Below are 12,422 nucleotides of genomic sequence, written 5' to 3' on the forward strand. Positions count from 1 at the left end.
GGATTCAATCCTTTCTCTTTATAATAAACTTCTAAGGAAACACAATGTCTACACAACTTCGTAATAATCCGATGAAAGTGGCGTTAGCCTCGATGGTCGGTACGGCAATCGAATTTTTTGATTATTATATCTATGCGGCTGCCGCTGTATTAGTTTTCAATACGCAATTCTTTCATAGCGATGATCCGCTTTCTAATGATTTACTTTCTCTTTCTACGCTTGCTTTAGCATTTTTTGCGCGTCCTATTGGTTCGGCATTATTCGGTCACTTTGGCGATAAAATTGGTCGTAAAAAAACCTTGGTTGCCTCTCTTGTTTTAATGGGTGGTTCAACGGTAGTAATTGGTTTACTTCCTAATTATGCTCAAATTGGTATCTGGGCACCGATTTTGCTTTGTGTATGTCGCGTAGGTCAAGGAATTGGACTTGGTGGAGAATGGGGAGGTGCAGCGTTAGTCGCAACAGAAAATGCACCAGAAGGAAAACGAGCTTGGTACGGTACTTTTCCTCAATTAGGCGCACCAATTGGTTTATTTGTCGCTAATGGAACGTTCTTCTTAGCTAGCTATTTACTTGGTCATAATGCACTTGTTGAATGGGCGTGGCGTATTCCATTTGTATCTTCCATTTTATTAGTTGCAGTTGGTTTATATGTTCGCTTAACTTTGCACGAAAGCCACGTATTTGTGGAAGCAGAGCAAAAAGGCAAAAAATTGAATGCACCAGTGAGTGTTGTGTTTACCAAACACTTAAAACCAATGATCATTGGTACATTTATTATGGTGGCAACTTATTCTTTGTTTTACATTATGACGGCTTTTGCACAGGCATATTCTCGAACCGTGCCAAAGCTTTCTGAAGCAGGTTATGCGCTTGGTTTAGGAATCCCAGCAAATACATTTACTGGCTTGTTATTAATTAGTGCCATTGTATTTGGTATTTTTATCAGTATTTCCGGTTTTTATGCAGATAAAATCGGTCGTCGTAAATGGTTGATTTGGGTGACTATTGCTATCGGCGTGCTTGGTTTAGCAATGCCGTTATTCTTAGAAAATGGCACTCCAGTTAGCGTATTTGCATTTTTAGTGATTGGTATGGCGATTATGGGAATGACATTTGGTCCAATGGCTGCGCTATTACCAGAATTATTCCCAACAGAAGTCCGTTATTCAGGTGCCTCTCTTGCGTATAATTTAGCATCAATTATTGGTGCAACAATTGCAGCAATGATTTCTTTAAAAATTAACGCGTCATTCGGTGTAATGGGCGTAGGAATTTATTTAGCAATCAATGCATTAATGACTTTCTTGGCATTATTAGCCTCAAAAGAGACTAAAAATGTAGATTTAACAGAAATCTAATTTTAGTCGTAAATATTTTAGGTTATTTAGCCTTTAGAAGTAGTTTATTTAGAACTTATATCAAGTTTAGGTTTCAATGCCAACAAGTAAATAGACTACTTTGATTAAATTGATCAGAAGATCGCAGTTTATTAATAAAAAAATCTGCACCTTACTTCGTTAGAAAATAAATCTAATTAAGGTGCAGAATAAAATAAAGTTTTATTGTTTCAAATAAATATTAATTTAACTTAACAACGCTTGTGCAGCTGCGATCACAACAGACACCGCTTTTTCTTCTGTTTGTTTTATCGTTGCTTCATTTGGAATTTCTTGTTGAGTGCGGTTTACAATCACGCCTGCAACCATTCCTGCACGCAAACCTAATGCGCTACACATAGTAAACAATGTTGAAGATTCCATTTCGTAATTCATGACATTCAAATCTTGCCATTGTTTAAGCAAACCTTGGTAATCACGATATACTTTACCACTATAAGTATCGTAACGTTCTTGACCTGGATAGAATGTATCAGATGATACGGTTACACCTACATAAGGCTCAATACCTTTTGCTTTCGCTGCATTATAAAGTGCGGTTGTACATTCAAAGTTTGCCACAGCTGGATATTCTAATGGTACAAAATGACAGCTTGCACCATCTAAGCGAACAGCAGCAGTTGTGATAAGAACATCGCCTACATTAATGTGCGGTTGAATTGCCCCCGTTGTGCCAATACGTAAGAAAGTGCGAACACCAAGTTGAGCAAGTTCTTCCACACAAATTGATGTTGATGGGCCACCAATACCCGTAGAACATACAACAATAGGCTGACCATTGATATAACCTAACCACGATGTAAATTCACGCGTGCTTGTAAGAAACTCTGGATTATCAAGTTGTTTCGCAATACGCTCACTACGCGCAGGATCGCCAGGAACAATAGCGAGTGTTGCACCTTTAAGTTGTGCTTTAGTGAGGTTTAGGTGGAATACGTCTGACATAATAAATCTCCTTATTATCATTGAACGTGATGATTTCGCCCTTAGGAAAAATCTTATTTTCAAGAAAAGAAATAAAATATTTTTAGAAAATTTTTTTTCTCTTTCAAACATTTTTATTATTTCTTTTTTGTTTTTCTGATAACGAATAATAAGTAAAAAAAGAAGTGCGGTCAAAAAGTTAAACGTTTTCGGTTATAATTCCACGTAAATTTTTTCTAGAACAAGCGAAAAATAAAATGAATGCAAAAATTTTAGTTATAAAAGTGGGACAAGTTGAAACCCTAACCTTTTCCGATGGAAGCCAGTATGAAAGCGCGATTCGTAAAAAAGTTGTGCCATCGGTAAAAATTCATTCTCTTGGTGCGGAAGGAAACGATGTTGGTTTAAAAAAACATCACGGTGGTGTAGATAAAGCTCTCTTTTTTATGTCGGCAGATTCTTTTAATGAATTAAATACTTTATTAAATAAAGATTTTTCTTATATGGATACTGCGATATACGGAGAAAATTTTGTCGTGTCAGGCTTGAATGAAGACAATGTATGTATTGGCGATCGTTATCAAATCGGCTCAACCATTTTAGAAGTATCTCAACCACGTAAACCTTGTGAGCGTTTATCAAAAAACACGGAAAACGAAGATACTCGCGATATTGTTTATCAAACTGGGCTTAGTGGATGGTATGTTCGTATTATTGAAACAGGAACAATTAAGCAAAAGGATGAACTAAAATTACTCGCCCGTCCTTATCCGCAAATAACAATTCGTCATTTAAATCGCTTGTTATCTGCGCCCGAAAATGAAGCTGAATTAGATGCAGCATTAGAGATTGAAGTATTAGCTGAAGCCTTTAAACGCTCAATTCGATCGCAAATATCGAAATTCAAACAACAGGGATAAATATGTCAGAAATTTCAACCGCACTTTCTTTAGAAAATTGTCCATGTCAATCTAGTCATCATTACGCAGATTGTTGTGGCAAATTTCATTTGAGACAAGCATTTCCCGAAACGGCAGAGCAACTTATGCGTTCACGTTATACGGCTTATGTGTTAAAAAATATTCCCTATATTGTTGTAACAACTGCGCCAAGCCAACAAACTTTATTAAAGCCTAGGTTATTGCAAGAATGGGCGGACAACACTACGTGGCTAGGATTAGAAATTCTAAAAACGGAAAGCCTTACAAAAACTCAAAGTGCGGTAGAATTTAAGGCGATTTTTCAAGGCGAAGAGGGAGAACTAGCCCATCAAGAACGGTCAATTTTTGTAAAAATTGAAAACCGTTGGTATTTTGTTGATCCGACCGTATCATTACCGACAATGAAACAACCTTGTGTATGTGGTTCTGGTAAAAAATTTAAACATTGTTGTGGGGGATTTCTATGATTTCATTAAAAAATTTTGGATTATTATTTTGGAAACGTTTTTCAGAAAATAAACTTAATCAAGTCGCTGGTGCATTGACTTATAGCACAATGTTAGCAATAGTTCCTTTAGTTATGGTTATTTTTTCTATTTTCTCTGCTTTTCCTGTATTCAATGAAGTGACGGGAGAATTAAAAGAAATGATTTTTACTAATTTTGCACCATCAGCGAGTGATATGGTGGGCGAATATATCGATCAATTTGTATCAAACTCAAAGAAAATGAGTGCGGTGGGAATTGTGAGTTTAATTGCCGTTGCCTTGATGCTAATTAATAACATCGACCGAACACTAAATAGTATTTGGCACAATAGTCAATCTCGCTCTCCGCTTTCTTCTTTTGCGATTTATTGGATGATTTTGACACTTGGCCCACTTATTATTGGCGTGAGTATTGGGATTAGTTCGTATATTAAAATAATGTTTGAGCAATCGGAACATTTATCATTAGGCTTAAAATTGCTCAGTTTTGTGCCTTTTTTATTTACTTGGTTTATTTTTACGCTTATTTATACGGTTGTACCGAATAAAAAAGTGAAAATTAAGCATTCAGCTTACGGTGCATTTCTTGCCGCGATTTTTTTCACTCTTGGTAAACAAGCATTTACTTGGTATGTCGTCACTTTTCCCTCTTATCAATTAATTTACGGTGCAATGGCAACTTTACCAATTATGTTATTGTGGATTCAAATAAGTTGGCTTGTGGTATTAGTTGGTGCACAATTAGCTTCAACCTTAGATGAAATTGGCGAGCAGATCGAGCAATAATGCTCGATCTAAGAAAATTATCTGGCAATCGCCAATGTTTGATATAAATAATGGCGATAATCATTGAGTAGCTGAATATCAGAAGAATCTTCTAATTTTCCGTGACTTAGTTTACACATTGCCATATTCGCTTTCATAAATTCATCTTCTGCTGATAATCCAGCTACATTCATCAAGACGCCTCCAGCAAAAGCAAGATCTAAAAACTTTTGTTCTTGCTTAAATTGACTTGCATAATTACTTCTTACAACAAATTGCGTCACATAATCGGGCTGTGCATAATCCCCTTTCTTCGGAGGGATAGCATTATCAAATGCCACTTGGTGATCACCGAAATAACCTAGCACAAAAGGCTTTTTACGTTCTTGTAAATAGTTATTCATTCCTTCAATCGCATCATTTAATGCAACAATACGTTGAGTATAGTCATTCAATGCAGAAATACTTTTAGCCCCTAAATTAGGCATTTGAAGATTAAATATATTTTCCATGCCCAATTCGTATGGGCCATGTTCTCGCATAGTCAATACATAAACAAACATTGGCTGATCTACATTTTCTAGTGCAGGATGCTGCTTTTCTAAAATCATTCGGGTGTACTTCATCATTTCTTCACTACTAATATCCCAAAGATTTTTACTAATAGGCGCAGGATAACCAAGATCTTGCGGCTGTAACATTAAATCAAAACCGAAATGATCATAAGCGGATTTCGCATTGTAATTACCTTTTGTAAAAGGCGACAAAGCAACACAAAAATATCCTTGTGCTTTTAGATTTTTCACTAAACCTGATTGCAAGTGCGGTACAACAGAATAAAAAACGCCACTTGCTAACGCACCAAAATCGGTTGAAGGTACACCGGCTAAAAAAGCAAATTCTGATTTCCACGTTGCACCAGCAAAAGTATGTACACGCAACGGCGAAGCAAATACTGTATCACTTTGAGACTCAAACATGGAAAGTGGTGGAATAGATTGCTGACTAAAAGCAAATTGATGAGGGTTCAGCGTGGATTCCATTAATGTTACAACAATATCGGGTTTTGTTTCAGATAGGTTGTTTGTATCAGATGAAAGTGCGGTCATTTTTTCAATAAAATTTTGGCTATTGCCATCAAAATTTGGCACTTTGAAAAAAATACCGCGACAAGACATTGGTAAATTTAAAAACACATCACGACCATCATCAGGCAAAGAATCTAACCAAACTTGCACCGCACTTGGATTTTTAGAATAATGCCACATCAAGCTAAAGCTAACGATAAACAATAAAGCACCAATGCTGTTACCCAATACCCCTAAAGACTCGACATCATTAAAACCAAAAATCGCATAACCTAATAACGCCAGTAGCCCAATAACGCCAAACAACGCACCTTTATAATGAATTAAGGTTTCCCAATTTCGCCAATCCACCACAAGAAAGAAATCTGAAATTAACAAAGGCTGTTTGTAATAATGAATTTTTAAACGATGAAATAACATCAGCACTACAAAAAGCACTGATGAAAAATTTAAAGCACGTTGCCATTGGCTGGAAACCATAAGCATGCCGCCAAATAAAAAAGTAAAAAGCGTAATAGCAAAGAAATAAGTCCAACGATAATGGGAGTTTACAATAAAAATCACTGCCGCAATCGTGAATAAAGCTAAGAAAATATAAGCGATCATAAATTTTCCCTATGATATATAAACAGTTTAAAATTAGATATGACAATGCCTGCGCACTTTATCACGTAAACGTAATGGATTGAACGGGAAAAGAAAATTATTTGGATAATTTGAAAATAAAGTGGTGGGCGATACCGGTCTCGAACCAGTGACCCCCTCCTTGTAAGGGAGGTGCTCTCCCAACTGAGCTAATCGCCCGATAATATTAAGGCAAAACCTTAAATTTTCGGTTTATTTAAACACTTTTAAGTGGTGGGCGATACCGGTCTCGAACCAGTGACCCCCTCCTTGTAAGGGAGGTGCTCTCCCAACTGAGCTAATCGCCCACTAGAAAGCGTTTAAATATAAAGGGAAAGTTTGAGCGGAAAGGACACTTTAGAAAAGTGGTGGGCGATACCGGTCTCGAACCAGTGACCCCCTCCTTGTAAGGGAGGTGCTCTCCCAACTGAGCTAATCGCCCGCTTGGTCAAACTTAGTAACATTAAGAACACTTTTTAGAGAAGTGGTGGGCGATACCGGTCTCGAACCAGTGACCCCCTCCTTGTAAGGGAGGTGCTCTCCCAACTGAGCTAATCGCCCTTAATGTTGTGGGTTGGCATTATAGGGAGAATGCATTTTCAGTCAATACCTTTTTATTAAATTTTGTTTAATTGTCGTAAAAATAAGCATAAAATCCGCTTTTTTATTTAGAAGTCAAACAAGTCGTAGTAGAATAACGACTAATATTTTATTGAAGATAGGTTATAAAGATGAAACTAGATGCTCCTTTTAATTTAGATCCAAATGTAAAAGTGCGTACTCGTTTTGCTCCTAGCCCTACAGGTTATTTACATGTAGGTGGCGCACGTACCGCACTTTATTCTTGGTTATACGCAAAACATAATAACGGCGAATTTGTATTACGAATTGAAGACACTGATTTAGAGCGTTCAACACCAGAAGCAACGGCTGCCATTATTGAAGGCATGGAATGGTTAAATCTTCCGTGGGAGCATGGCCCTTATTACCAAACTAAACGCTTTGATCGTTATAACCAAGTGATCGATGAAATGATTGAACAAGGCTTAGCATATCGTTGTTATTGTACTAAAGAACACTTAGAAGAACTTCGTCATACTCAAGAACAAAATAAAGAAAAACCACGTTATGACCGTCACTGCTTACACGATCACAACCATTCACCTGATGAACCCCATGTTGTACGTTTTAAAAATCCAACTGAAGGCTCGGTAGTATTTGATGATGCCGTACGTGGCCGTATTGAAATCAGCAACAGTGAGCTTGATGATCTTATTATTCGCCGCACAGACGGTTCTCCAACTTATAACTTCTGTGTAGTTGTAGATGACTGGGACATGGGTATCACACATGTTGTACGTGGCGAAGATCATATCAACAACACGCCTCGTCAAATTAACATTTTAAAAGCGATTGGTGCCCCAATTCCAACCTATGCACACGTTTCTATGATTAATGGCGATGATGGTCAAAAACTCTCTAAACGACATGGCGCAGTGAGCGTAATGCAATATCGTGATGATGGTTACTTACCCGAAGCTTTAATTAACTATCTTGTTCGTTTAGGCTGGGGACATGGCGACCAAGAAATTTTTAGTCGCGAAGAAATGATCAACTATTTCGAATTAGATCACGTTAGCAAATCAGCTAGCGCATTTAATACCGAAAAATTACAATGGTTGAATCAACATTATATCCGCGAATTACCGCCAGAATATGTGGCTAAACATCTTGAATGGCATTACAAAGATCAAAGCATTGATACAAGCAATGGTCCTGCATTAACTGATATTGTCTCCATGCTTGCGGAACGTTGCAAAACCTTAAAAGAAATGGCAAGTTCAAGCCGCTACTTCTTTGAAGAGTTTGAAACCTTTGATGAAGCCGCAGCGAAAAAACATTTCAAAGGCAATGCTGCTGAAGCGCTTGCAAAAGTGAAAGAAAAATTAACCGCACTTTCTAGCTGGAATTTACATTCTATTCACGAAGCCATTGAGCAAACAGCTGCTGAACTAGAAGTGGGCATGGGTAAAGTTGGCATGCCATTACGTGTCGCTGTGACAGGTTCTGGTCAATCGCCATCAATGGATGTTACCCTAGTCGGTATCGGCAGAGATCGCGTACTTGTGCGTATTCAGCGCGCTATTGATTTTATTCATGCACAAAACGCTTAATATTTAATCGGATAACAAACGCATAATAAAATCGTATTGACAGCCACATAGTCAAATTTTATCATGTCGCTGTCTTTTATGGGGATATAGCTCAGTTGGGAGAGCGCTTGAATGGCATTCAAGAGGTCGTCGGTTCGATCCCGATTATCTCCACCAAATTAATAAAGCAAGGTTATTTACCTTGCTTTTTTATTATCAATAATCAATATCTTAGCGAATTTTAACAAAAATAAAAACTAAAGCGTGCTAGAATAGTGCGCTTTTTTATTACATCGTTCGAAATCATATCAAGGAATAATTATGCGTCCAAATAATCGAGAAAATAATCAACCCCGCCAAATTAAAATTACCCGTAACTACACCAAGCATGCTGAAGGTTCTGTGCTTGTTGAATTTGGGGACACCAAAGTGCTTTGTACTGCAACAGTGGAAGATGCTGTGCCACGTTTCTTAAAAGGACAAGGGCAAGGTTGGGTAACGGCTGAATATGGAATGTTGCCACGTTCAACACATAGTCGTATGCAACGTGAGGCGGCTAAAGGTAAACAAGGTGGACGCACAATGGAAATTCAACGCTTAATTGCCCGCTCTTTGCGCGCCATGGTGGATCTTAAAGCACTGGGTGAACGTGCGATTACTTTAGATTGTGATGTTATTCAAGCGGATGGCGGCACACGAACTGCATCCATTACTGGTGCTGCAGTCGCATTATGTGATGCGATCAATGGTTTAATTGAGAATGGCACGTTAAAAACTAATCCAATTAAAGGGCTAGTTTCGGCAATTTCTGTAGGGATTGTTGATGGTCAAGCTGTTTGTGATTTGGAATATGTGGAAGATTCTGCAGCGGAAACCGATATGAATGTTGTGATGATGGAAGATGGTCGAATGATTGAGGTGCAAGGCACTGCAGAAGGCGAGCCATTTAGCCATGAAGAATTATTAACATTATTAGATTTAGCGAAACAAGGCTGTAATCAAATTTTTATCGCTCAACGCGAAGCGTTAGGCTTATAAACACAGTTTATAGGAGTTAAAAAATGGAACAATATAAACGCGATTTTATCGAATTTGCTTTAAGCCGAAATGTATTGAAATTCGGCGAGTTTACTTTGAAATCGGGGCGTAAAAGTCCGTATTTCTTTAATGCAGGTTTGTTCAATACGGGGGCAGATTTAGCGCGTTTAGGCGAGTTCTATGCTGCGGCAATTCAAGCAAGTGCGGTAGATTTTGATGTGGTTTTTGGCCCTGCTTACAAAGGCATTCCAATTGGCACTTCAGTTTCGGTGGCGTTATTTAATCGTTATGGTATTGATAAACCCGTGTGTTTTAATCGCAAAGAAGTGAAAGATCACGGAGAGGGCGGCAATTTAATTGGTAGCCCATTGCAAGGAAAAATTTTGCTTGTGGATGACGTGATTACGGCTGGCACTGCAATTCGTGAATCTATGGAATTAATCAGTGCAAATAAGGCAGAGCTTGCGGCGGTATTGATCGCTCTAAACCGTAAGGAACGAGGAAAAGGCGAGCTTTCTGCAATTCAAGAAGTAGAACGTGATTATCAATGCCAAGTGCTATCAATCATTGATTTAGATGATTTGATGCAATTTATCGAACAAGATCCTCGATACAGTAGCCATTTGCCAGAAATGCGTGCTTATCGTGCCGAATTTGGCGTATAAAACTTGAGAAATAAATTTTTATCATCATTATAAATAACATTATAAAAATAACCGCACTTTGACTTAACAGGGGAAAGAATGGGATTTATTGGGAAAATTATAGGCGTATTTTTAGGTTGGAAAGTTGGTGGATTTTTTGGTGCGATTGCTGGTCTCATTTTAGGCTCTATTGCAGATAAAAAATTGTATGAGCTTGGCTCGGTAAGTTCTAGTTTCTTTAAAAAGAAAACAACACGTCAAGACTTGTTTATGCAAACCACCTTTGCGGTGTTAGGACATTTAAGTAAATCGAAAGGGCGTGTAACAGAAGAAGATATTCAATTAGCTAATCAATTAATGATTCAGCTTAAACTGGATGATGCTGGGCGTAAATTAGCGCAAGATGCGTTTCGTCGTGGTAAAGAATCTGATTTCCCGATTCGTCAAGTTATCCGTGAATTTCGCATTGGTTGTGGGCAACGTGCTGATTTATTGCGAATGTTCTTACAAGTGCAAGTTCAAGCGGCTTTTGCCGATTCAGAACTTCACGAAAATGAGAAAGAAGTGCTTTATGTGATCGCTGAAGAACTTGGGCTTTCTCGTATGCAATTTGAACAAATGATTGCGATGGAAATGGCTGCTCGAGCTTTTACTCAAGGCGGTTTTTATCAGCAATATCAACAAGGTGCATATCAAGGTGGCTACCAATATCAACAACAAAATAGTGGTGGTTACCAACATGCTTCTGGCCCAACTTTAAATGATGCCTATAAAGTATTGGGTGTGACTGAGTCCGACGAGCAAAGCACGGTTAAGCGTGCTTATCGTCGTTTAATGAATGAACATCATCCAGATAAACTTGTGGCGAAAGGTTTACCGCCAGAAATGATGGAAATGGCAAAAGAAAAAACTCAACAGATTCAAGCCGCTTACGATTTAATTTGTAAAGCAAAAGGCTGGAAATAGTGCGTGTTATTCTTGCGCCTATGCAAGGGGTTCTAGATCCCTTTGTACGCCAACTTCTCACCGAAGTGAATGACTACGATTTATGTATAACAGAATTTGTTCGCGTAGTTGATCAATTTCTCCCTGAAAAAGTATTTTATCGTTTATGCCCTGAATTAAAAAATCAGGGCTTTACTTCTTCTGGTACGCCTGTGCGAGTGCAGTTGCTAGGGCAGCATCCAGAATGCCTTGGTATGAGATTCAAAAAATCTTGCAAAAATATGCTAATGTCGAAAATGAATATGACAGCGGTTTTTACCATGTGGCACGAATTAAACAGTGGTTACGTTATTTGAATAAGGAATATGACGAGGCGAACCAAGTGTTTGATAAGATTAAGACCTGCCAAACTGCTGAAGATTTGAAATTACGGTTAAATGAGAAATAAAAAACCTGCTAATCAGCAGGTTTTCTTTTTCTAAATTATTTAAAAATTCACCGCACTTTTTAATTTTTTCAGTGCATTAGTTTCTAATTGACGAATACGTTCCGCAGAGACATTATATTTTGCTGCCAAATCGTGCAATGTGGCTTTGTTATCATCTAACCAACGAGCTTTGATAATATCCTGACTACGTGCATCTAGACTTTGTAACGCTGCACCTAATTGCTCGGTTGCTTGGCTTTCAAAGTTTTCATTTTCAAGCTCTGCTGCGAAATTAGAACTTTTATCTTCCAAATAAAGGGCTGGAGAATAGGTCTCTGTTTCTGCATCATCAGTAGGTAAATCAAAACCGACATCCGCACCGCTCATTCGAGACTCCATTTCGATCACATCTTCTTTGGAAACACCCAATTCATTTGCGACCATATCAACTTCATTTTCATTGAACCAACCTAAACGTTGTTTAGTTTTACGTAGGTTGAAAAATAATTTACGTTGAGCTTTCGTGGTTGCGACTTTTACGATACGCCAGTTACGAAGAACATATTCGTGGATCTCAGCTTTAATCCAATGCACGGCGAATGACACCAAGCGTACACCAACTTCAGGGTTAAAACGTTTGACCGCTTTCATTAAACCGATATTGCCCTCTTGGATTAAGTCAGCTTGTGGCAAACCATAGCCAGAATAGCCACGTGCAACATGGATCACGAAACGAAGATGCGACAAAATGAGTTTTTTCGCTGCATCTAAATCCTCGTGATAATACAAACGTTCTGCCAATTCCTTTTCTTCCTCTGCGGTCAGCATCGGATATTCATTTGCTGCACGAATATAACCTTCGATACTGCCTTGAGGAACTAACATCATTTGTGTTTCTTTATCCATCGTTTCCCTTCTTTATTTTGGCTTTTGCCAATCAATGTACTTAGTTATAGCACAATAAGCTATCTTATTGAACTAATTTG

At 38.1% G+C, this 12,422-nt stretch carries 11 protein-coding genes, 5 tRNA genes and 1 pseudogene; 10 read left to right on the forward strand and 7 right to left on the reverse strand.

Going from position 1 to position 12,422, the window contains the following annotated elements; translation table 11 throughout:
* Positions 1–44: 44 nt before the first annotated feature.
* A complete protein-coding gene (locus tag AT683_RS03980) occupies positions 45–1,361 on the forward strand; it encodes an MFS transporter (protein WP_011271961.1) in 1,317 nt (438 codons plus the stop codon).
* Between the two features lie 225 nt (positions 1,362–1,586).
* On the opposite strand, the gene udp is transcribed toward AT683_RS03980, so the two are convergent.
* A complete protein-coding gene (gene udp, locus AT683_RS03985) occupies positions 1,587–2,345 on the reverse strand; it encodes a uridine phosphorylase (RefSeq protein WP_005648921.1) in 759 nt (252 codons plus the stop codon).
* Between the two features lie 236 nt (positions 2,346–2,581).
* On the opposite strand from udp, the gene AT683_RS03990 reads away from it, so the two are divergent.
* The 3 genes from AT683_RS03990 to AT683_RS04000 are packed head-to-tail and all read left to right on the forward strand — an operon-like array spanning position 2,582 to position 4,538.
* The gene (locus tag AT683_RS03990; RefSeq protein ID WP_005648919.1) at positions 2,582–3,244 is read left to right on the forward strand and encodes an MOSC domain-containing protein; all 663 of its coding nucleotides are present in this window, start codon (positions 2,582–2,584) and stop codon (positions 3,242–3,244) included.
* A 2-nt stretch (positions 3,245–3,246) separates the two neighbouring features.
* Positions 3,247–3,732, forward strand: a complete 486-nt coding sequence (locus AT683_RS03995) for a YchJ family protein (RefSeq protein ID WP_005648917.1) — start codon at positions 3,247–3,249, stop codon at positions 3,730–3,732.
* A complete protein-coding gene (locus tag AT683_RS04000; protein WP_005648916.1) occupies positions 3,729–4,538 on the forward strand; it encodes a virulence factor BrkB family protein in 810 nt (269 codons plus the stop codon). Before AT683_RS03995 ends, AT683_RS04000 begins: the two co-directional genes overlap by 4 nt.
* 17 nt (positions 4,539–4,555) lie before the next feature.
* On the opposite strand, the gene lpt6 is transcribed toward AT683_RS04000, so the two are convergent.
* The 5 genes from lpt6 to AT683_RS04025 all read right to left on the reverse strand — a co-directional run bounded on the left by lpt6 (position 4,556) and on the right by AT683_RS04025 (position 6,790).
* Entirely contained in the window at positions 4,556–6,211 is a 1,656-nt protein-coding gene (gene lpt6, locus AT683_RS04005) for a phosphoethanolamine transferase Lpt6 (RefSeq protein ID WP_011271959.1), read from the reverse strand.
* 122 nt (positions 6,212–6,333) lie between these two features.
* Positions 6,334–6,409 (reverse strand) — tRNA-Val (locus AT683_RS04010).
* A gap of 52 nt (positions 6,410–6,461) precedes the next feature.
* A tRNA-Val gene (locus AT683_RS04015) sits at positions 6,462–6,537 on the reverse strand.
* A 58-nt stretch (positions 6,538–6,595) separates the two neighbouring features.
* Positions 6,596–6,671, reverse strand: a tRNA-Val gene (locus tag AT683_RS04020).
* Positions 6,672–6,714: 43 nt separating this feature from the next.
* Positions 6,715–6,790 (reverse strand) — tRNA-Val (locus AT683_RS04025).
* A 170-nt stretch (positions 6,791–6,960) separates the two neighbouring features.
* Here AT683_RS04025 and gltX point away from each other — a divergent pair.
* The 6 genes and pseudogenes from gltX to AT683_RS04055 all read left to right on the forward strand — a co-directional run bounded on the left by gltX (position 6,961) and on the right by AT683_RS04055 (position 11,457).
* A complete protein-coding gene (gene gltX, locus AT683_RS04030) occupies positions 6,961–8,403 on the forward strand; it encodes a glutamate--tRNA ligase (protein ID WP_011271958.1) in 1,443 nt (480 codons plus the stop codon).
* An 80-nt stretch (positions 8,404–8,483) separates the two neighbouring features.
* A tRNA-Ala gene (locus tag AT683_RS04035) sits at positions 8,484–8,559 on the forward strand.
* 144 nt (positions 8,560–8,703) lie between these two features.
* Entirely contained in the window at positions 8,704–9,420 is a 717-nt protein-coding gene (gene rph / locus AT683_RS04040; protein WP_005632808.1) for a ribonuclease PH, read from the forward strand.
* A 23-nt stretch (positions 9,421–9,443) separates the two neighbouring features.
* Positions 9,444–10,085, forward strand: a complete 642-nt coding sequence (gene pyrE, locus AT683_RS04045) for an orotate phosphoribosyltransferase (protein WP_005644452.1) — start codon at positions 9,444–9,446, stop codon at positions 10,083–10,085.
* A 78-nt stretch (positions 10,086–10,163) separates the two neighbouring features.
* Entirely contained in the window at positions 10,164–11,030 is an 867-nt protein-coding gene (gene djlA, locus AT683_RS04050) for a co-chaperone DjlA (protein WP_005686695.1), read from the forward strand.
* Positions 11,030–11,457 (forward strand): annotated as a pseudogene (locus tag AT683_RS04055) (tRNA-dihydrouridine synthase). The gene djlA and the pseudogene AT683_RS04055 overlap by 1 nt, the downstream one beginning before the upstream one ends.
* Positions 11,458–11,496: 39 nt before the next feature.
* Here the strand turns inward: AT683_RS04055 and rpoH are convergent.
* Positions 11,497–12,342: an RNA polymerase sigma factor RpoH gene (gene rpoH / locus AT683_RS04060; protein WP_005694033.1), complete on the reverse strand. Its 846-nt coding sequence runs from the start codon at positions 12,340–12,342 to the stop codon at positions 11,497–11,499.
* Positions 12,343–12,422: the final 80 nt, after the last annotated feature.

Source organism: Haemophilus influenzae (genome assembly GCF_001457655.1).
In the GTDB taxonomy this organism is placed as follows: Bacteria; Pseudomonadota; Gammaproteobacteria; order Enterobacterales; family Pasteurellaceae; genus Haemophilus; species Haemophilus influenzae.

What these genes read in the sequence shown, in the direction of transcription:
- udp (WP_005648921.1), bottom strand. Translation starts at nt 2,345, where the DNA reads ATGTCAGACGTATTCCACCTAAACCTCACTAAAGCACAACTTAAAGGT.
- AT683_RS03980 (WP_011271961.1), top strand. Translation starts at nt 45, where the DNA reads ATGTCTACACAACTTCGTAATAATCCGATGAAAGTGGCGTTAGCCTCG.
- rpoH (WP_005694033.1), bottom strand. Translation starts at nt 12,342, where the DNA reads ATGGATAAAGAAACACAAATGATGTTAGTTCCTCAAGGCAGTATCGAA.
- lpt6 (WP_011271959.1), bottom strand. Translation starts at nt 6,211, where the DNA reads ATGATCGCTTATATTTTCTTAGCTTTATTCACGATTGCGGCAGTGATT.
- AT683_RS04000 (WP_005648916.1), top strand. Translation starts at nt 3,729, where the DNA reads ATGATTTCATTAAAAAATTTTGGATTATTATTTTGGAAACGTTTTTCA.
- AT683_RS03995 (WP_005648917.1), top strand. Translation starts at nt 3,247, where the DNA reads ATGTCAGAAATTTCAACCGCACTTTCTTTAGAAAATTGTCCATGTCAA.
- AT683_RS03990 (WP_005648919.1), top strand. Translation starts at nt 2,582, where the DNA reads ATGAATGCAAAAATTTTAGTTATAAAAGTGGGACAAGTTGAAACCCTA.
- pyrE (WP_005644452.1), top strand. Translation starts at nt 9,444, where the DNA reads ATGGAACAATATAAACGCGATTTTATCGAATTTGCTTTAAGCCGAAAT.
- djlA (WP_005686695.1), top strand. Translation starts at nt 10,164, where the DNA reads ATGGGATTTATTGGGAAAATTATAGGCGTATTTTTAGGTTGGAAAGTT.
- rph (WP_005632808.1), top strand. Translation starts at nt 8,704, where the DNA reads ATGCGTCCAAATAATCGAGAAAATAATCAACCCCGCCAAATTAAAATT.
- gltX (WP_011271958.1), top strand. Translation starts at nt 6,961, where the DNA reads ATGAAACTAGATGCTCCTTTTAATTTAGATCCAAATGTAAAAGTGCGT.